At 73.1% G+C, this 17,725-nt stretch carries 18 protein-coding genes; 11 read left to right on the top strand and 7 right to left on the bottom strand.

The features are described from left to right. Positions 1 to 25: 25 nt before the first annotated feature. Positions 26 to 1,192, top strand: coding sequence for a xylose isomerase (xylA, locus tag RFN52_RS05250; RefSeq protein WP_184843000.1), 1,167 nt, complete (start codon positions 26 to 28; stop codon positions 1,190 to 1,192). Between the two features lie 191 nt (positions 1,193 to 1,383). After that, entirely contained in the window at positions 1,384 to 1,734 is a 351-nt protein-coding gene (locus RFN52_RS05245; protein WP_184842997.1) for a hypothetical protein, read from the top strand. Between the two features lie 91 nt (positions 1,735 to 1,825). Here RFN52_RS05245 and RFN52_RS05240 read toward each other — a convergent pair whose 3' ends face one another. From RFN52_RS05240 to RFN52_RS05230, 3 genes are read right to left on the bottom strand one after another with little or no spacing between them, the layout of a single operon-like run. Further along, positions 1,826 to 2,371, bottom strand: a complete 546-nt coding sequence (locus RFN52_RS05240) for a GNAT family N-acetyltransferase (RefSeq protein WP_311240899.1) — start codon at positions 2,369 to 2,371, stop codon at positions 1,826 to 1,828. Beyond that, positions 2,368 to 3,642, bottom strand: a complete 1,275-nt coding sequence (locus tag RFN52_RS05235) for an SWIM zinc finger family protein (RefSeq protein ID WP_184842994.1) — start codon at positions 3,640 to 3,642, stop codon at positions 2,368 to 2,370. The genes RFN52_RS05240 and RFN52_RS05235 overlap by 4 nt, the downstream gene beginning before the upstream one ends. Next, the gene (locus RFN52_RS05230; RefSeq protein ID WP_311240898.1) at positions 3,639 to 6,569 is read right to left on the bottom strand and encodes an SCO1167/SCO6262 family helicase; all 2,931 of its coding nucleotides are present in this window, start codon (positions 6,567 to 6,569) and stop codon (positions 3,639 to 3,641) included. The genes RFN52_RS05235 and RFN52_RS05230 overlap by 4 nt, the downstream gene beginning before the upstream one ends. 158 nt (positions 6,570 to 6,727) lie before the next feature. Between RFN52_RS05230 and RFN52_RS05225 the strand changes: the two genes are divergently transcribed. Then, a complete protein-coding gene (locus RFN52_RS05225; protein ID WP_010040978.1) occupies positions 6,728 to 6,910 on the top strand; it encodes a tail-anchor membrane protein in 183 nt (60 codons plus the stop codon). Positions 6,911 to 7,041: 131 nt separating this feature from the next. On the opposite strand, the gene RFN52_RS05220 is transcribed toward RFN52_RS05225, so the two are convergent. Together RFN52_RS05220 and RFN52_RS05215 are read right to left on the bottom strand one after the other, a co-directional pair. Further along, positions 7,042 to 7,905, bottom strand: coding sequence for a hypothetical protein (locus RFN52_RS05220; RefSeq protein WP_184842991.1), 864 nt, complete (start codon positions 7,903 to 7,905; stop codon positions 7,042 to 7,044). Between the two features lie 135 nt (positions 7,906 to 8,040). After that, on the bottom strand, positions 8,041 to 8,337 hold the full coding sequence (locus tag RFN52_RS05215) for a hypothetical protein (protein WP_184853798.1): 297 nt from the start codon (positions 8,335 to 8,337) through the stop codon (positions 8,041 to 8,043). A gap of 99 nt (positions 8,338 to 8,436) precedes the next feature. On the opposite strand from RFN52_RS05215, the gene RFN52_RS05210 reads away from it, so the two are divergent. Then, a complete protein-coding gene (locus RFN52_RS05210) occupies positions 8,437 to 9,336 on the top strand; it encodes an oxygenase MpaB family protein (protein ID WP_184842988.1) in 900 nt (299 codons plus the stop codon). A gap of 9 nt (positions 9,337 to 9,345) precedes the next feature. Here the strand turns inward: RFN52_RS05210 and RFN52_RS05205 are convergent, their stop codons facing one another. Continuing rightward, entirely contained in the window at positions 9,346 to 9,945 is a 600-nt protein-coding gene (locus tag RFN52_RS05205) for a class I SAM-dependent methyltransferase (RefSeq protein WP_184842985.1), read from the bottom strand. Between the two features lie 252 nt (positions 9,946 to 10,197). On the opposite strand from RFN52_RS05205, the gene RFN52_RS05200 reads away from it, so the two are divergent. The 5 genes from RFN52_RS05200 (at position 10,198) to RFN52_RS05180 (ending at position 15,561) form a co-directional block, all read left to right on the top strand. Next, the gene (locus RFN52_RS05200) at positions 10,198 to 10,971 is read left to right on the top strand and encodes an MHYT domain-containing protein (RefSeq protein WP_184842982.1); all 774 of its coding nucleotides are present in this window, start codon (positions 10,198 to 10,200) and stop codon (positions 10,969 to 10,971) included. Positions 10,972 to 11,332: 361 nt separating this feature from the next. Beyond that, positions 11,333 to 13,963 (top strand): sensor histidine kinase, encoded by a 2,631-nt coding sequence (locus RFN52_RS05195; protein WP_184842979.1) that lies wholly within the window; start codon positions 11,333 to 11,335, stop codon positions 13,961 to 13,963. Next, positions 13,960 to 14,397: a roadblock/LC7 domain-containing protein gene (locus tag RFN52_RS05190; protein ID WP_062925506.1), complete on the top strand. Its 438-nt coding sequence runs from the start codon at positions 13,960 to 13,962 to the stop codon at positions 14,395 to 14,397. The genes RFN52_RS05195 and RFN52_RS05190 overlap by 4 nt, the downstream gene beginning before the upstream one ends. 22 nt (positions 14,398 to 14,419) lie before the next feature. Further along, positions 14,420 to 14,830 carry a DUF742 domain-containing protein gene (locus tag RFN52_RS05185; RefSeq protein ID WP_184842976.1) on the top strand — a complete coding sequence of 137 codons (411 nt, stop codon included), beginning with the start codon at positions 14,420 to 14,422 and terminating at the stop codon, positions 14,828 to 14,830. Between the two features lie 125 nt (positions 14,831 to 14,955). Continuing rightward, the gene (locus RFN52_RS05180; protein WP_184842973.1) at positions 14,956 to 15,561 is read left to right on the top strand and encodes a GTP-binding protein; all 606 of its coding nucleotides are present in this window, start codon (positions 14,956 to 14,958) and stop codon (positions 15,559 to 15,561) included. A 25-nt stretch (positions 15,562 to 15,586) separates the two neighbouring features. On the opposite strand, the gene RFN52_RS05175 is transcribed toward RFN52_RS05180, so the two are convergent. Continuing rightward, the gene (locus tag RFN52_RS05175; protein ID WP_184842969.1) at positions 15,587 to 16,015 is read right to left on the bottom strand and encodes a PPOX class F420-dependent oxidoreductase; all 429 of its coding nucleotides are present in this window, start codon (positions 16,013 to 16,015) and stop codon (positions 15,587 to 15,589) included. A 104-nt stretch (positions 16,016 to 16,119) separates the two neighbouring features. On the opposite strand from RFN52_RS05175, the gene RFN52_RS05170 reads away from it, so the two are divergent. Together RFN52_RS05170 and RFN52_RS05165 are read left to right on the top strand one after the other, a co-directional pair. Further along, the gene (locus RFN52_RS05170; protein WP_031107031.1) at positions 16,120 to 16,533 is read left to right on the top strand and encodes a roadblock/LC7 domain-containing protein; all 414 of its coding nucleotides are present in this window, start codon (positions 16,120 to 16,122) and stop codon (positions 16,531 to 16,533) included. 186 nt (positions 16,534 to 16,719) lie between these two features. Then, positions 16,720 to 17,700 carry a DUF6397 family protein gene (locus RFN52_RS05165; protein WP_184842966.1) on the top strand — a complete coding sequence of 327 codons (981 nt, stop codon included), beginning with the start codon at positions 16,720 to 16,722 and terminating at the stop codon, positions 17,698 to 17,700. Positions 17,701 to 17,725: the final 25 nt, after the last annotated feature.

The raw sequence follows: 17,725 nt of genomic DNA, 5'->3' as shown, positions 1-17,725 counted from the left end.
GCCTCAGCGAGCAAGGAGCCGCGGCATGAGCTACCAGCCCACCCCCGAGGACAGGTTCACCTTCGGCCTGTGGACCGTCGGCTGGCAGGGACGGGACCCCTTCGGCGACGCCACGCGGCGTGCCCTCGACCCGGTCGAGACGGTGCAGCGGCTGGCTGAGCTGGGCGCCCACGGTGTGACCTTCCACGACGACGACCTGATTCCGTTCGGCTCCGGCGACACCGAGCGCGAGGCACACATCAAGCGCTTCCGTCAGGCGCTGGACGCCACGGGCATGAAGGTCCCGATGGCCACCACCAACCTCTTCACGCACCCGGTCTTCAAGGACGGCGCGTTCACCGCCAACGACCGCGACGTGCGCCGGTACGCGCTGCGCAAGACCATCCGCAACATCGACCTCGCCGCCGAGCTCGGCGCCCAGGTGTACGTGGCGTGGGGCGGCCGTGAGGGTGCCGAGTCCGGTGCCGCCAAGGACGTCCGCGCGGCCCTGGACCGGATGAAGGAGGCCTTCGACCTGCTCGGCGAGTACGTCACCTCCCAGGGCTACGACCTGCGCTTCGCGATCGAGCCCAAGCCGAACGAGCCGCGCGGCGACATCCTCCTGCCGACCGTCGGCCACGCCCTGGCGTTCATCGAGCGCCTGGAGCGGCCGGAACTGTACGGCGTCAACCCCGAGGTCGGGCACGAGCAGATGGCCGGGCTGAACTTCCCGCACGGCATCGCGCAGGCGCTGTGGGCGGGCAAGCTGTTCCACATCGACCTCAACGGCCAGTCCGGCATCAAGTACGACCAGGATCTGCGCTTCGGCGCCGGTGACCTGCGCGCCGCGTTCTGGCTGGTCGACCTGCTGGAGTCGGCCGGTTACAGCGGTCCGCGCCACTTCGACTTCAAGCCGCCGCGCACCGAGGACCTCGACGGCGTGTGGGCCTCGGCGGCCGGCTGCATGCGCAACTACCTCATCCTCAAGGAGCGCGCCGCCGCCTTCCGCGCCGACCCGGAGGTCCAGGAGGCCCTGCGCGCGGCCCGTCTCGACGAGCTGGCCCAGCCCACCGCCGCGGACGGCCTCCAGGCGCTGCTCGCCGACCGGTCGGCGTTCGAGGCGTTCGACGTGGAGGCGGCCGCCGCACGCGGCATGGCCTTCGAGCACCTGGACCAGCTGGCGATGGACCACCTGCTGGGGGCACGTGGCTGAGTCCGCGCGCGCGTGCGGGCCCGGCGTCCTGCCGGGCCCGCCGACCGGCCGGGCCCACGCTGGCCGGCCGGGTCGGGCCGGGTCGGCCACAGGGTCCGTCATGCCGCGGAATCATGCGATCCACGCCATGAGTCCGTATCAGCTTCCGTGCGCCCCTCCCGGCCGGAGCGGTGCGCGGCGACTCTGTCGGTATGGCCCTGCCGCCCGTACCGCCGCATCCGCCCCGGCCTCCCAGGCGCCGGAACCCGCTGCTGATCCTGCTCGCCGTGCTCGCGGCCGTCGCAGCCGTGTCCATCGTGGTGCTGATGGCCTCGGGCAGGGACGACTCGCCGGACGCTGATCCGTCCGGCGGGAGCACGAGCCGCTCTCCGGAACCGTCCTTCGGGATCCCCACGGAGTTGCCGAGCGGGTTGCCGAGCGGGCTGCCGACCCGGCTGCCGTCGGGCTTCCCGACTCGGCTCCCGAGCGATCTGCCCAGCGATCTGCCGAGCGGCTTCGAGTCGCTTCTGCCGTCCCTGGACGCGGGTGAGTTGGTGCCTTGACGCCTGGGTGCCGCCGAGCTGGTGTCCTGACGCTGGGTGCCGCCGAGCCGGTGCCCTGCGCCTGCCCTCCCCGCAATGGGAGGTGTCGCCGTCAGGTCGGCCCGGGGGCGACGAAGACCACCATGTCCGTCTCCTCACCCGGCAGGGGGTCGGGCTCCTGCCATCCGGCCCGGCGGTAGAAGGCCAGTGCGTCCGGGGCACCGTTCCAGGTCATCAACCAGGCCCGGCCATCGGGTGCGCCGGAGCTGAGAGCGGACAGGAGCCGCCGCCCCAGGCCCGTGCCGCGGGCCCGGGAGCACACGCCCAGTTCGTCGATCTCTAGGCGGCCCACGAGCAGCTCGTTCACCCGCTCGGCCCCGAGCCGCCGGGTCACCTTTCCGTAGGCGCGGTCGGTTCGGAAGGGCGCCTGGGTGGTCCATCCCGTGGCGAAACCGTCCACCCGGCCGTCCTCCGACAGCACCAGCACCGCCCGGAAACCCGGACGGCGCACGTCCGTCTCCAGCCGCTCACGGAACTCCACCCGGGTCTCCTCGGCATCCCGGGGCTCCCACGGCGGTGCCGTGAAGACCTCGGCGTACGCCTCGGTGAGCTCGTCGGCGACGGTGAGGATGTCCGGGCCGTACCAGGTGAGTGTCACAGGGAGTTCCCTTCTGCGGGGGTGAGTTCCGCCGACGGCGGGCCCGTCACGGAGGCCAGAGCCGTCGCCGGGTCCTGGGCGGGGCCTGCCGCGGGCAGCCAGCGGCCGCGCTCCTTGCGGTAGGGCCACCAGCGGCCGTCCCGGTCGAGGCGCAGCTGGACCGGCGCGCCGGCGACCGTCCACCGGTTGCCCCGTGGCCGCAGCTCCGGCCGTTCGGCGGCGTCCCAGGCCGACTCCAGGGCGGCACGCGCGCGTGCGAGCGTCTCGCCCTCCACACGCCACTCGTCGTCGAGGACGGAGAGTGCGGCCGTCCCGCCGTGACGCCAGGCGCGCACGGCCGTCGCCAGGCCCTCCCGTCCGCGTCCCGACCCGTCGGCGAGCCGGTCGCTCATCTCCCGGCCGGGGTCACCCGCGGCCAGCCGCACCGCGTCCTGCGCGACCGTCAACTCCTCGTGGGCGGTGCCCCGGAGCGCCTCCGCGAGCAGGCGGTGCGCCTCCACGGCCGTCCGCGCGGCCAGGAACGCCAGCGCCGCCGGGGCGATGCCGGGGGCGGGGGGTGTCTCGGTGTCCAGGGACGGCGGAAGACCGGGTTCCCCGGGGAGTCCGGGCACGTCCGGGAGCGGCGGCAGGATGTCACCGGCGGCGTACGCCTCGGCCGCGTCCACGCCTTCCGGCCCGGAGGAACTCGCCGCCGAAGCCCCGCTGCGCGCCTGCAGGTCCTCCAGCAGGGCGGTTTCGTCGCGTCCGCGCATCAGCATCAGTACGAAGGGGTCCTGGTCCAGCAGCCGTGCCACCTGGTAGCAGAGGGCCGCCGTGTGCCCGCAGTGGTCCCAGGCCTCACAGTCGCACTCCGGCTCCAGGTCGCCCAGACCCGGCAGCAGTTCGACGCCCGCGTCGGCCGCGTCCTCGACCAGGTGCGGCGGCATCTCCCGGTCCAGCAGCGCCGCCACATGACCGGCCCGCTCCGCCGTCATGTCCAGGAAGTGGTCCCACTGCCCGGGCGAGAGCTCCTCCAGGAGCACGTCGGCCCGGTGCGCCGAACCGTCGGGGTCCTGGACTACGGCTGTCAGCCGCCCCGGACGCACCGACACCGCCCCGACAGCGCCCGCGCGGGCAAGCCGGCGGCCCGTCTTGAGCTGCGTCGAGTCCAGCGCCGTGCCCTCCAGGGCCTTCAGCCAGGCCTGGCCCCACCAGGTCTCGGCGAAGCCCCGTCCGTGTGCGGGCGGCAGCGCGGCGAAGGTGCGTTCCATGTCGCCATCGTGCCGAGTCATCGCAGGTCCCCTCGCAGTTCGACCAGATCCGCCAGTTCCGCGTCCGTCAGCTCCGTGAGTGCCGCCTCGCCGGCGCCCAGGACCGCGTCCGCCAGTTCCCGCTTGCGCAGCAGCAGTTCGGCGATGCGGTCCTCGATCGTTCCCTCCGCGACGATCCGGTGCACCTGCACGGGCCGGGTCTGGCCGATGCGGTACGCGCGGTCGGTCGCCTGCGCCTCGACGGCCGGGTTCCACCAGCGGTCGTAGTGCACGACGTGCTCGGCCCGGGTGAGGTTCAGCCCGGTGCCCGCCGCCTTCAACGACAGCAGGAACACCGGCACTTCGCCGTCCTGGAAGCGCCGCACCATGGCCTCGCGCTCGGCGACGGGCGTCCCCCCGTGCAGGAACTGCGAGGGCGTGCCGCGGGCGGCGAGGTGCCGTTCGAGGAGACGGGCCATCTGCACGTACTGCGTGAACACCAGCACACCCGCCCGCTCGGCGAGGATCGTGCCGAGCAGCTCGTCCAGCAGCTCCAGTTTCCCGGAGCGCCCGGAGATCACGGGCCGCTCCTCCTTGAGGTACTGCGCCGGATGGTTGCAGATCTGCTTGAGACCGGTCAGCAGCTTCACGATCAGGCCCCGCCGGGCCATGCTGCCGGTGCCGGAGATCTCCGCGAGCGCCTCACGCACCACGGCCTCGTACAGCGCCGCCTGCTCCTGGGTGAGCGACACGGCGTGATCGGTCTCCGTCTTCGGAGGCAGCTCGGGCGCGATCCCAGGATCCGACTTGCGGCGGCGCAGCAGGAACGGCCGTACGAGCCGGGCCAGCCGGTCGGCCGCGGCCGGGTCCTGACCGCCCTCGACGGCTTCCGCGTACCGCCTGCGGAAGGTGCCGAGCCGGCCCAGCAGCCCCGGGGTCGTCCAGTCGAGGATCGCCCACAGCTCCGACAGGTTGTTCTCCACCGGGGTGCCGGTGAGTGCCACGCGCGCGCGTGCGCCGATGGAACGCAGCTCCCGCGCGGTCGAGGAGTACGGGTTCTTCACGTGCTGGGCCTCGTCCGCCACGAGCATGCCCCACGGCGCCCCGGCGAGCCGGGGCGCGTCCAGGCGCATCGTGCCGTACGTGGTGAGTACGAACTCCCCGTCCGCCAGGCCGTCCAGGCCGCGCCGCGCCCCGTGGAAGCGCCGCACGGGTGTGCCGGGCGCGAACCGTTCGATCTCCCGCTGCCAGTTGCCCATCAGGGACGTCGGGCAGACCACCAGGGTCGGTCCGGCGGACCCGGCGTCGGTCTGCCGGTGCAGGTGCAGGGCGATCAGGGTGATCGTCTTGCCGAGCCCCATGTCGTCGGCGAGACAGCAGCCCAGGCCGAGCGAGGTCATACCGGCGAGCCAGTTCAGACCCCGCCGCTGGTAGTCCCGCAGGGTGGCGGCGAGGGCGGGCGGCTGCTCCACGGGCTGCTGCGCCTCCGGATCGGCGAGCCGCTCCCGGAGGGCCGCCAGCCACCCGGTGGGCCGCACCTCGACCCGGCGGCCGTCGACCTCCGCCCAGCCCGTCAGGGCCGCGCCCAGGGCGTCCACCGGAGTCACCTTGCGGTCCTGCCGGGAGCGGGCCAGGCGCGCCTCCTGAGGGTCGATCAGGACCCACTGGTCGCGCAGTCGTACCACCGGGCGCTTCGCCTCGGCCAGGCGGTCCAGCTCTTCACGGTCCAGCCGCCTGCCACCCAGGGCGAACGACCACGTGAAGGCGAGCAGTGCGTCGGCGGACAGGAACGACGGCATGGCCGCGACGGTCGCGCCGGATTCCGGCTCGTCGTCGGAAGGTCCCACGTCCGCGCGCGTGCTGAGCTCACGGGACAGCCCCTTCGGCCAGTGCACCTCGACCCCGGCCGCGCTCAGTGCGAGGGCACCCGCCCCGAGCAGCTCGGTGACCTCCTCGTCGGCCAGTTCGGCCGCGTCCGGCACGGTCGCCGACAGCAGGGGGGTGAGCGGGGCCCAGGCCCGGGCCGCCCGGCGCAGGGCGAGCAGTGCGTCCATCCGCGCCCGTGGACCGAAGGCCTCGCCCCCGGCACCGGCCCAGACATCCGCGGCGTCCGCGACGAGCGCGGGATCGCTGACGCTGTGCACCTGCAGCACGGCCCGGAACGCCACGTCCGTGCCGTCGTCCGCAGCGTCCGTCAAGCCGTCCGCCTCGATCCGCAGCGACAGCCGTACGCCCGCGTCGTGGCCCGCCGCGACATCGGCGGCCCAGGCGCGCTGCTCGGGCAGTCGCACCGGCTCCGGCGACGCGTAGGCGGGGCCGCCCGTGACCAGCGGAGCGGCGGGGGAGCGGGGCAGAGAGTCGGCGACCGCGTCGACGAAGGCGCGCAGGAGCTGCTCCGGGCCGGGCAGCCGCAGCGGCCCCGCGCCTGCCAGGGGCGCGGCGTGCGCCTCGGGCGGCATCGCGGCGGCGAGGCGGCGCAGATCCTCGATGTCCTGGGCGCTCAGCGGGCCCGCGCGCCAGGCGTCGTGGTCGCCCTGGGACAGTCCCGGCAGCAGCAGTCCGCGCGCCGCGAGGCGCAGGGCGTGCAACGCCGCAGCGCCCCAGAAGACGGTGGAGCGGTGACCCTGCCGGCCGGCCCGCGCGCGCGTGAGGACGGGCAGGGCCGTGCGCACCGGCACCAGGACGGCCGGCACGGTGGCTGACCCGATCCCGCCGTCATGCGGCACGACGACCTTCAGGTCCGCGGCGGACGAGGAGGCCACCATCGGAGGGGCGGCCCCGTCGGGCCGCCAGAAGGCGACACTCCCGGTGCGTGCGGGGTCGCCGGGCAGGAACACGGAGTGGCAGAAGGGCAGTTCGGAGATGTCGGAGGAGGGCGCCGGGGGAGTCGGATGCTCGGCTATGGCTGATTCCTCAAATTTGACTAGTGAGAGCGGAGTCGCCGAGAGTACAGCACTTCCGGCGCGCATGGGTATGGCTGGGCTGTGAGCTGGGTCACCATGGAGGTCTCAGGGGTGCGTCAGGGGTGCACCTCAGGGATGTCTCAGGGTCGCGGTCCGGAACCGCCGTGAACGCGGGTCCGTTTTCGAGACAGAGAGCGGCACTGGCCGCGAAGGAGGCGACAGTCATGTCGAAGAACGCCAAGATCGCCGCAGGCGGTGTGGCGGTCGGGCTCATCCTGCTGATCTGGTTGCCCTGGTGGGCATCGCTCCTGATCATCCTGGGAGTCCCGGCCGCCGCGTACCTCACGCTGGACCCATCGCAGCGGCGCAGGCTGCGCCGCGCCACCCGCAAGGAGCTCGGCCGCTGAGGCGCTGACCCGGCCGGTGCTGCCCGGCCCGCAGCGAACTGGACCGGTCCGCACTGCCGCGGCTGGGCCTGGCCCGTCCCGGTTCGCACCGCAGCAGCAAGGCCGAACCGGCTCAGTCCGTCCGAACCGGCTCAGTTCGGCCGTACGGCCATCTTGTCCAGTGCTTCGAGGAGACCCGGCAGTTCCGGCCCCCGGCCCACCGGCAGGACCTCGCCGGGTTCCTCGTCGAGCAGCACGAAAGCGATGTCGTCGGTCCTGGCGACGAGCGACCAGCCCGGACCGTCGGCCCGCAGGGTCCGGGCGTCGCCCGGCGCGAAGGACGACCGGACCCGGCCCAGCGGCGGCGGCGAGTCGATATAGGTGCGTACCTCCGCCAGCACGCGCCGGATGCCGCTGTGGCCACCCTTCTGCCCGCTCTCCCCAGGTCCGTCCGGGCCGTCGGCCGTATCGTCCTGCTTGCCGGAGGCCGTCCCCGCGGCCGCCCCCGTCGGGAACTCGGCATCGTCGATCTGCTCCCGCCACGTCGCCCACTGCAGCGCGATCTCGTCGGCGCCCAGGCGCCGCTGGGCCGGGCCCCACACGGTGGTGTCCGGCGGAGCCAGCGGGGGCCGGTCGTCCGCCTCCGGGTCCGGATCGTGCGGCGCCGGCACCCCGGGGGCCGCGACGGCGACCGCGAGGGGCCAGCCGGGCAGGGCCGCGACGACCGTGCGCTCGTCGGGCGACAGCTCGTACTCCATGCCGCAGTCCCAGGAGGCGATCGCGACGGCCACCAGCGAGACGTCGTCGATGGCCACCGTCCACCGTGCGCCCTCGCCGTCCTGGCCGAGTACCAGGCCGTACCCGTCGGCGAGGGGTGCGAGACCGAGCGCCGCGCATGCCTCGGGGTAGTCGTCGCCCAGCACGCTCGGGAACTTCGCCGGCGTCAGCAGCACCGCCGTCAGCACATAGAGCGCATCGTCCTCGGCGGCGACGGCTTCCTCGTCCGTCCCGGCCATCCCAGCCTCCCCATCGGTTCGTCCACCGGCGCGCACCCTAGTGCGCCCGCAAGCCCCTTGTCACGGCCTCGCCTGCGCGCGCGGACCTGCAGTTTTCCGGCGGACGGGGCGAATCGGCCCTCCGCGCGGTGCGCATCAGGCGGCCGGCAGCCCCAGCAAGTCGCGGGCCACGCTCTCCGGCGGCTCGCCGCGTTCCCGGGCGAGCGCGATCACGGCGCGGCAGGCCAGCTCGTTCACGCCGAACGACAGGGCCTCCGGCGACACCCAGCCCGCCGCCTCGTCGGCCCGCGCCTGGTCGTCGTCCGCGCAGGCCGTGACATAGGTCGCCGCGGCCTCGAAAAGATTGTGCGGACGCTTGCCCTCACCGGCCTTCTGCTCCGTTCGCAAGACATCAGCGACTCTTCCCCCGGCTTTGCGGAACCTGCCCCACACGCTGACCACCTTCCCCCTGCGTACCTGCCGTGCCCGGTCGTTCATCTCCTCGCTTCCAACGTAAAGTTGGAGAACCTGTGGCAGAAGGGGGACGGCAGGATGAAGCGCTTCTCACGCCTCGAACAGATCCGTCGGATGGACCCGTACGAGGAGGCCACCGAGATCTACCGCCTCAGCGTGGCGTACGAGTTTCCCTGGGACTTCACACGCGCCCTGGAGCTGGCCCTGTACCGTACCTACGCCGTCCCGGGCATCGGACGGCTGCTGGCGCGCACGGCGGAGCTCACGGACCGGACGCAGAAGCGCTACGACGACACCTCGCTGCTCCTGGACGCCATCGTCGAGCACGGATTCGGCAGCGACGAGGGCAGGACGGCGATCCGCCGTATCAACCAGATGCACCGCAGCTACGACATCAGCGACGACGACATGCGCTACGTGCTGTGCACCTTCGTCGTGATGCCCAAACGGTGGATCGACGCCTACGGCTGGCGCAGGATGTCACGCCACGAGACCGTCGCGAGTGCCGTCCACTACCGCACCCTGGGCCGGCACATGGGGATCAAGGACATCCCCGAGACCTACGAGGAGTTCGAGAACTGCCTCGACGCCTACGAGGCCGCCCACTTCGCCTGGGACGAGGACGCCCGGCGCGTCTCGGACGCCACACTCGACCTGATGGCCTCCTGGTACCCCGGCCCGCTCGCGCCCCTGCTGCGCACCACGACCCTCGCCCTGCTCGACGACTCGCTGCTGCGCACCTTCCGCTACACCCCGCCGAACGCCGCCACGCGCGCGTGGGTGCGTCGAGCGGTGCGGCTGCGGGGCCGCGCCGTCCGCCTGCTGCCGCCCCGGCGCGCCCCGCACTTCGCCCGGCAGAACTGGGAGATCAAGGGCTACCCGTACGGCTACCGGATCGCCGACCTGGGCACCCGCCCGGTCCCGGGCGTCCGGGGCTGTCCCGTGCGGCGCGCGGCCGCGGACGCCGAGGCCGGGTGACGCGGTGCCTCAGTCCTCGCGCAGGGCGAGCACCAGGAAACGGGCGTCCTCGTCGACGTAGGACGTCAGGCGCCAACCGGAACCTGCCAGCAGCGGACGGAGGTTGGACTCGGCGCGCAGGTCGTCCGGGGTGATCGAGCGGCCGTGGCGTGCCGCGAGAGCCGCCCTGCCGATCGGGTGGAACAGCGCCAGCACACCACCCGGACGTACCACGCGCGCCAGCTCCCGAAGGTTCTCGGCCGGGTTCTCGAGGTGCGAGATGAGGCCCGCCCCGAACACGGCATCCAGCGAGTGCGAGCGCAGGGGCAGCGCGGCCACATCCGTGAGCAGCAAGTGCCCGTCACGGTCCCGGCCGGCCCGTACGGCCTCCCGCAGCATGGCGGGCGTGAGATCGGCCCCCAGGACCATCCCCGAGGTCCCTACGGCGGCGCGCAGCGGCGGCAGGGCGCGGCCGGTGCCGCACCCCGCGTCGAGGACCCGGTCACCCGCCCGCAGTCCGAGTTCGGCGACGGCGGCGGCATAGGCCGGACCGTCATCGGGGAACCGGCTGTCCCAGTCGGCGGCGCGGGCGGTGAAGAACTCCTGGACACGCGTCTGCTCGTCGCTCATGTCCCGCATGATTCCGCACCGGCACCTCTGACGCCCCACCGGCAGCAAGAAGGCTTCAGCGGCACGGATCATGTCGCGCCGCTACGGGCCACGTCTCACTGGTACAGATCACATCTCACCGGTACGGACGACGCCTCAGCGCACACGTTCGAGCGTGACCCGATCGTTCCGGTGCACCCTTGAGTCATATTCCAACACCTTTCGAAATGCGCCCCGTTCGCGCGCCCCTGCCGGGTCTAGCGTCCCGGGGCCATGGGACACCTGGACCACGCAGCCCTGGGGTGGCTGACCCCCGCACTGTCGTACGTGATGGCCTGCATAGGCGCCGCGCTCGGTCTGCGCTGCACCGTCCGTGCGCTCGCCACCACCGGGCGCTCGCGCCGCAACTGGCTCGTCACCGCCGCCTCGGCGATCGGCACCGGCATCTGGACCATGCACTTCGTGGCGATGCTCGGCTTCGGCGTCGCCGGTACCGACATCCGCTACGACGTGCCGCTCACCCTGCTGAGCCTGCTCGTCGCCATGGTCGTCGTCTGCGCCGGCGTCTTCGCCGTCGGCTACGGCAGGGACCGCGGCCGGGCCCTGCTCGTCGGCGGGCTCACCACCGGCCTCGGTGTCGCCAGCATGCACTACCTGGGCATGGCGGCCGTCCGGCTGCACGGCGACGTGACCTACGACCCGCTGCTCGTCGGACTCTCCGTGCTGATCGCCGTCGTCGCGGCGACGGCGGCCCTGTGGGCGGCCCTCAACATCAAGTCGCCCGTGGCGGTCACCATCGCCTCCCTGATCATGGGCGCGGCCGTCAGCAGCATGCACTACACCGGGATGTTCGCGGTGGGCGTGCGCGTCACGCCCTCCGCGGTGGCCCTGCCCGGGGCAACGGCGATGCAGTTCATCTTCCCCCTCGCCGTCGGCCTCGGCTCCTATCTCTTCCTGACCTCGGCCTTCGTCGCACTGTCGCCGACGGCGGGAGAACGCGCGGCGTCCGCCTCGGCCCAGCGGCCGGTGCAGAGCGCCGCCCCCTAGCCGCGCAGCTGAACACCGGCCGCGGTGACGGCTCACGGCGGTGCGGGGCACGGGGTTCGCGTGCACCTCGCGGTCAGGGGGCGGTGCGCCAGGCCTTCAGGAGAGCCGGCGGTCGTGCGGGCCCGGCCCTCAGGGCCAGTGGTCAGCAGGGCGGGGTCTGGCATGGCGATGGTCCGGGCCGGCCCAGCGGCCCGGTTGCGCGCCCAGGTCACCGCCTGAACGGCCATCCCCGGCCGGCCCGCTCTGAGCCCGACGGTGTGCTCTGCGCCCGACGTCGCTCCCGAGGCGCCTCGTCCGACAGTGCGCCGCTCCACCCAGCCGCCGGCCCCCAACGCCCCGACCCACTCCGAGCGAGGAGTCCATGCGAACACCCCGTAGGACCCCCACAGCCGGCGCCGAGGCGCCGTCCCCTCCCGTGCGCGGTCGCCGTGCGCATGCCGGACCACCGGCCGAGGAGGGCCCCGACACGCCCTCGGGCGGCACGCCGGAAGCGGCACCCCCGCGCGCGGAGCGCTGGCACATACGCCCCCGCACCGTCCGCGCCAAGATCGTGTGCCTGCTGATGGTGCCGGTCGTCTCCCTCCTGGCCCTGTGGGCCTACGCCACCGTCACCACGGCCCAGGACGTCTCCCGGCTACGGCAGGTACAACGCGTCGACGCCACCGTCCGCGCCCCCGTCTCCGCCGCCGTCGCCGCCCTCCAGGCCGAACGCGCGGCCGCCGTACGCCACGCCACCGACCCGTCCGCCGTCCGGACCGGCGAACTGGACGAACTCGCCCGGCGCACCGACCGGGCCGTCGCGAAACTAAGGCTCGGCAAGAACACCACCGTCGCCGACAGCGGGGAACTGCCCTCCGGAGTCGCCCAGCGGCTGGAGGCCTTCGTCGCCGGTGCCGAGGAACTGCCGCCACTGCGCACCGCGGTCCAGGACAGGCGCGCGGGCTGGGCCGAGACGTACGACCGCTACACCCGGACCATCTCGGCCGCCTTCGGCGTCGGCGGCGCCCTCACCGGCATCCGGGACGCCGACCTCGGCTCCGACGCGCGTGTGCTGCTCGAATTCGCCCGCGCGGGCGAGGCACTGGCCCAGGAGGACGCGGTGCTGGCGAGTGCCCGCCTGGACGGCACCCTGACGGGGGAGCGGCTACGGCTCTTCACCGGCGCCGTCGCCCTGCGCCGCACGCTCACCGAGTCGGCCGTCGCGGACCTGAGCGGCACCGAGCGCTCCGCATGGGACACCCTCGCCGACAGCAGTGCCTACACCGGCCTGCGCGACGCGGAGAACAGGGTCCTCGCCGGCGGGCCGGGCTCCAAGGCGGTCGACGCGGCACCCGAGAGCACCTGGAACACGTCCCACGCGCGCGTGCAGAACGGCATGCGCGTCATCGAGGACGACGCGGCACGCGGGGTCGCGGAACGGGCCGACCCGTTCACCCGGGGACTGCTCACCCCGGCCGGCGCAGCCGTGCTGCTCGGCCTCGCCGCCGTCGCCGCCTCGCTCGTCATCTCCGTACGCATCGGACGCGGCCTCGTGGTCGAACTGGTTAGCCTGCGCAACAGCGCCCTGGAGATCGCCCGGCGCAAACTCCCCGACGCCATGCGGAAACTGCGCGCGGGCGAGGAGATCGACATCCGCGCCGAGGCCCCGCCGGGAACGCCCGCCGAGGACGAGACCGGGCAGGTCGCCGAGGCCCTCGGCACCGTGCACCGCGCCGCGCTGCGGGCCGCAGTGGAACGCGCCGAACTCGCCAGCGGCATCTCCGGCGTCTTCGTCAACCTCGCCCGCCGCAGCCAGATCCTCGTCCACCGGCAGCTGGCCCTCCTCGACAGCATGGAACGCCGCTCCGACGACCCGAACGAGTTGAGCGACCTCTTCCGCCTCGACCACCTCACCACCCGCATGCGGCGCCACGCGGAGAGCCTGATCATCCTCTCCGGAGCCGCCCCCGGCCGGGCCTGGCGCATGCCGGTCTCCCTCACCAACGTGGTCCGCGCGGCCGTCTCCGAAGTGGAGGACTACGCGCGCGTGGAGGTGCGGCAACTCCCCGAGGCGGCCGTGGCCGGCGCGGCCGTCGCCGACCTCACGCACCTGCTGGCCGAGATCATCGAGAACGCCGCCCAGTTCTCCCCGCCCCACACGCGCGTGCGCGTCACCGGAGAACCCGTCGGCAACGGCTACGCCGTCGAGGTCGAGGACCGCGGCCTCGGCATGGGCAAGGAGACCCTCGCCGAAGCCAACCGCCGCATCGCCCAGTCCGAGGCGCTCGACCTGTTCGACAGCGACCGGCTCGGCCTGTTCGTGGTCAGCAGGCTCGCCGCCCGGCACGACGTCAAGGTCCACCTGAGGACCTCCCCGTACGGCGGCACCACCGCGGTCGTCCTGCTGCCCACCGCCCTGCTCCACACCGCCGTGGCGGAAGAGGCCCCCGAAGCGGCGGAACCCGCGCGACAGCCGGGGGAACGCGCCTTCGCGCGCGTGCCCGACGACACCCTCCTCCAGGACGCCGTCCCGGCCCAGGCCGACCGGCGCGCCCTCGTGGCCCCCGTACCGGCCCCCGCGGAGCCCGGGACCCTGCGCCACGCGGACAGCTCGTATCCCGCGGACAACTCAGGTCCCGCGGACAACTCAGGTCACGTGAACAACTCACGTCACGCGGACGTTCCGCGTCACCAGGAGACCCCGAGCCAGACCCCACCCCCAGGAGTCGCCACCTTGCGACTGCACCGCCCGCCGCAGCAGCCCGAAGACTCCGACGATCTCCCGCGCCGCGTACGGCAGGCCAGCCTCGCTCCCCAGCTGCGCGACAAGCGTCCCGAGGAGCAGCCGTCGGGGTCCCCTGGCCGGGACGACGAGCGCACCCCCGAACTCGTACGGGACCGCATGGCGGCCTACCGCTCCGGATGGGCGCGCGGCGGCGGCAGGCAACCCGGCCGCGGTACCACCCCCGGCCCCGTGACGGGCAGCGACAGCAGCGAAGGAGACCCCGCATGATCCAGGATCCGAGCACACAGTCCGCCCGGCACTCCGGCGAACTCGACTGGCTGCTGGACGATCTGGTGCTCCGCGTGAGCGACATCCGGCACGCCGTGGTGCTGTCCAACGACGGCCTCGCCGTGGGCGCCTCGACCGGCCTGCGCCGCGAGGACGCCGAGCACCTCGCCGCCGTCGCCTCGGGCTTCCACAGCCTCGCCAAGGGCGCGGGACGGCACTTCGGCGCCGGCGGGGTCCGCCAGACCATGGTGGAAATGGACGAGGGCTTCCTGTTCGTGGCCGCCGCGGGCGACGGATCCTGCCTCGCCCTCCTCACCGCCGTCACCGCCGACATCGGCCTCGTGGCCTACGAGATGGCCCGCCTGGTCAAACGCGTCGGCGAGCACCTCGGCACGGCGCCCCGCATGGCCGCGCAGCCCCCCGCCGCAGGATGAACCGGGAGAACGGTCCGCGCAGATGACCGAGGACATGACGGGCTCCCCGCGCGAGCAGGGCAGCCAGTGGTACGACAACGAGGCCGGCCCGCTCGTCCGCCCCTACGCCATGACGGGCGGACGCACCCGGCCCGGCCCCACCGGCGTTCGGTTCGACCTGATCGCCCTGGTCACGCTGGACCCGGGCGCACCCGGAGTGGACGATGCCCCGCTCGGCCCGGAACACCGCAACCTCATCGACCTGTGCCGTCCGGAAACCCAGTCGGTCGCCGAACTCGCCGCCGGCGCGGACCTGCCCGTCGGTGTGGTCAGGGTGCTCCTCGGCGATCTCCTGGAACTCGGCTGCGTCACCGTCAGCCGTCCCGTACCACCGGCGCAGCTGCCCGACGAACGGATCCTGCGCGAGGTGATTGAGGGCCTGAGAGCGCTGTAGCCCCAACGTCCCACGCCGCGACGCCCCAACGCCCCGACGCCCCACATTCCCACCCGACCACACCACCCAGAGCACCCACAGCACTCACGCACTCAACACACCGGCACTCCTGAGAGAAGTGATCAATGGTCTCCGAGCACTCCGACGCCCCGGGCGGCGAGAGCGGCGCACTGGCGCTGAAGATTCTGGTCGCCGGCGGATTCGGCGTGGGCAAGACCACCCTGGTGGGCGCCGTCAGCGAGATCCGGCCACTGCGCACCGAGGAACTCCTCAGCGAAGCAGGGCAGTCGGTGGACGACACCGACGGCGTGGACCACAAGACCACCACGACCGTCGCCATGGACTTCGGACGCATCACCATCCGGTCCGGCCTGTCCCTCTACCTGTTCGGCACCCCGGGCCAGGACCGGTTCTGGTTCCTGTGGGACGAGTTGTCGCAAGGGGCGCTCGGCGCGGTCGTCCTCGCGGACACCCGTCGCCTGGAGGACTGCTTCCCCGCGGTCGACTACTTCGAGCACCGGCGCATCCCCTTCGTCGTCGCGGTCAACTGCTTCGCGGGCGCCCGGCGGCACGGCGCCCCGGACGTCTCGCGCGCCCTCGACCTGGACAGGGGCACACCCGTGGTGCTGTGCGACGCCCGAGACCGCGACTCGGGGAAGGAGGTGCTGATCCGGCTCGTCGAGTACGCCGGGCGGATGCACACCGCCCGGCTGCTCGATTCGGTCGGCTGACCGCGGACCAGGGGCCTTCCCTCGGTCAGTTCGCGACGTCCCGCTCCGCCAGCACCCTGTCGACGGTGACACGGACGAGGAGTTCACCGGGCACGCCGTTGCGCGCGCCGAACTCCTCGGCGCGCTCCTCGCCCATGTACCGGGCACCGATCCGGGTGGCCCAGTGCCGAATCTCGTCGAGGTCGTCCGAGACACGGGCACGGCCCCGCAACACCACGAACGAGTACGGCGGCCGGTCGTCGTCCACGCACAGGGCGATCCGGCCGTCCCGGAGGATGTTGCGCCCCTTCACGCTGTCCTTGCCGGTGTTGAACACCACCTCGTCCCCGTCCAGCAGGAACCAGATCGGGGTCACGTGCGGGCTGCCGTCCGCCCGGACCGTGGACAGCTTCGCGGTGCGGGTGCCGTGGGAAATGAACTCCCGCCATTGCGCGTCGGTCATCTTCTCTGCCATGGCTCCCATCCTCCTTGCCCCGGCCGCGGTCGTGGGGAAGGCTGAGATGGAGATCCTCCGGCCAGGAGGGGAATCACACGGGGAGAAAACGGGGAGACCGGAAGATGGCGCAGAACCAGGGACTCGACTGGCTGCTGGACGACCTGACCGAGCGCGTCCACGAGGTGCGGCACGCACTCGTCCTGTCCAACGACGGCCTGGTGACCGGCGCGAGCACCGGACTGCGCCGCGAGGACGCCGAGCACCTCGCGGCCGTGTCGTCCGGGCTGCACAGCCTGGCAAAGGGCTCCGGACGGCACTTCGGCGCGGGCAGCGTCCGCCAGACGATGATCGAGTTCGACGACGCGGTGCTCTTCGTCACCGCGGCCGGCACGGGCAGCTGTCTGTGCGTACTCAGCGGCGCGGAGGCCGACATCGGCCAGATCGCCTACGAGATGACACTGCTGGTCAACCGGGTCGGCGAGCACCTCGACGTGGACGCACGCCAGCCCGAACCGAAACCGATCACGGACCTCTGACCTGCACGTTCGTCATCCCCGTGGAGTTATCCACAGGCTCGCCACGCGATGCGCCGAACCGGCTACGGTCTTTTCACGGCGATCGCAGACGGCGAAGTGCAGACGGGCGATCGCGTACGGCGGCCGCACACGGCGATCGCACGCGGCAGTGAGCCGCTGACTCTGACTCCACGGGGGAGACCGACCATGTCACGCACCGGCACGACACCCGACCGCCCCACCTGCGCCCCCAGCCGGGCCGCCCGGGAACTGGACCTGAAGCGGGGAGAGTTCGAGCTCGCAGTGAACCTGGGGCTCATCCGGACCGTTCCCGACGAAGGAGGCGGGGGCCGGCGCGTCGCCCGGGCCGAGATCGACCGGCTGCGCTCCGGGGAGGGGTTTCCGGACATCCTGCGCGAGCGCGTCGCGACCGTCGGCACCACCGAGGGAGCCCGGCTCATGGAGGTGGCACCCACCAGGTTCACGAGCCTCGCGCGCTATGGCCTGCTCGTCCCGGTGACCTTCTACCTCAACCGCTACCGGACCGTCGTCTGGTTGTATCTGGCCGAAGAGCTGAGGCAGTTCGCGGCCGAGAGGAGCAACGCCGGGTTGCTGACCGCCCGTCGCACCCCCGTTGAGATCAGGGAAGGGCTGAAGGCCGGAATGGACCGGCGGCCGCGCAACTGGCGGGGGCGTCACGTCGGATTCCTGACCCGGGAGGCGGGGGGCGATCCCTGGGCCCGCGCGGCAGCGGTCGCCTGCCTCCTCGACCCGGCCGACGTGGCGGACATCGTCCCGGACCCCCGGGAGCGTGCGCTCCTGGCCGACCGCCGACCTCGGCTCCCGGCGCACGGCGCACCGGGTTCGGCCGCCGCCGAGCTGGCGGAGGAGCTGATGACGGCGAGCGAGCCGGACGAGGTTTCCTGGTTCCGCGCGGACCTGGCCCACACGCTGGAGGAGGCCCGACGCCGGCACCCCGTGGCGGAAGGGCTCCTCCCGACACCTCCGCCCGGACCTCGTCCGCTCACGCCGACCGCGACCGCGACCCCGACCGCGACCGCGACCCCGGCCTCGACCCCGACCCCGGCCCCGGCTCCGGTGGCGGAACGGCCCGCACCTCCCGAGCCCACCCCTCCCCACGGCCTGCTGAGCTGGCTCCGCCGCAGAGGCCGTCGTCCGGCCGGGTGACTCCCGCGGTACGGCATCACCGCTG

Origin of the sequence: Streptomyces collinus, from assembly GCF_031348265.1 — a bacterium.
Classification (GTDB): Bacteria; Actinomycetota; Actinomycetes; order Streptomycetales; family Streptomycetaceae; genus Streptomyces; species Streptomyces collinus.
The sequence above is the reverse complement of the archived record's forward strand: the minus strand, read 5'-3'. Positions and strand labels throughout refer to the sequence as shown.

Coding starts and splice junctions, on each gene's coding strand:
- RFN52_RS05220 (WP_184842991.1), bottom strand. CDS start 7,905: ATGGCCGGGACGGACGAGGAAGCCGTCGCCGCCGAGGACGATGCGCTC.
- RFN52_RS05180 (WP_184842973.1), top strand. CDS start 14,956: ATGGTCTCCGAGCACTCCGACGCCCCGGGCGGCGAGAGCGGCGCACTG.
- RFN52_RS05225 (WP_010040978.1), top strand. CDS start 6,728: ATGTCGAAGAACGCCAAGATCGCCGCAGGCGGTGTGGCGGTCGGGCTC.
- xylA (WP_184843000.1), top strand. CDS start 26: ATGAGCTACCAGCCCACCCCCGAGGACAGGTTCACCTTCGGCCTGTGG.
- RFN52_RS05230 (WP_311240898.1), bottom strand. CDS start 6,569: ATGCGCGCCGGAAGTGCTGTACTCTCGGCGACTCCGCTCTCACTAGTC.
- RFN52_RS05235 (WP_184842994.1), bottom strand. CDS start 3,642: ATGACTCGGCACGATGGCGACATGGAACGCACCTTCGCCGCGCTGCCG.
- RFN52_RS05165 (WP_184842966.1), top strand. CDS start 16,720: ATGTCACGCACCGGCACGACACCCGACCGCCCCACCTGCGCCCCCAGC.
- RFN52_RS05205 (WP_184842985.1), bottom strand. CDS start 9,945: ATGAGCGACGAGCAGACGCGTGTCCAGGAGTTCTTCACCGCCCGCGCC.
- RFN52_RS05245 (WP_184842997.1), top strand. CDS start 1,384: ATGGCCCTGCCGCCCGTACCGCCGCATCCGCCCCGGCCTCCCAGGCGC.
- RFN52_RS05175 (WP_184842969.1), bottom strand. CDS start 16,015: ATGGCAGAGAAGATGACCGACGCGCAATGGCGGGAGTTCATTTCCCAC.
- RFN52_RS05190 (WP_062925506.1), top strand. CDS start 13,960: ATGATCCAGGATCCGAGCACACAGTCCGCCCGGCACTCCGGCGAACTC.
- RFN52_RS05185 (WP_184842976.1), top strand. CDS start 14,420: ATGACCGAGGACATGACGGGCTCCCCGCGCGAGCAGGGCAGCCAGTGG.
- RFN52_RS05200 (WP_184842982.1), top strand. CDS start 10,198: ATGGGACACCTGGACCACGCAGCCCTGGGGTGGCTGACCCCCGCACTG.
- RFN52_RS05195 (WP_184842979.1), top strand. CDS start 11,333: ATGCGAACACCCCGTAGGACCCCCACAGCCGGCGCCGAGGCGCCGTCC.
- RFN52_RS05170 (WP_031107031.1), top strand. CDS start 16,120: ATGGCGCAGAACCAGGGACTCGACTGGCTGCTGGACGACCTGACCGAG.
- RFN52_RS05210 (WP_184842988.1), top strand. CDS start 8,437: ATGAAGCGCTTCTCACGCCTCGAACAGATCCGTCGGATGGACCCGTAC.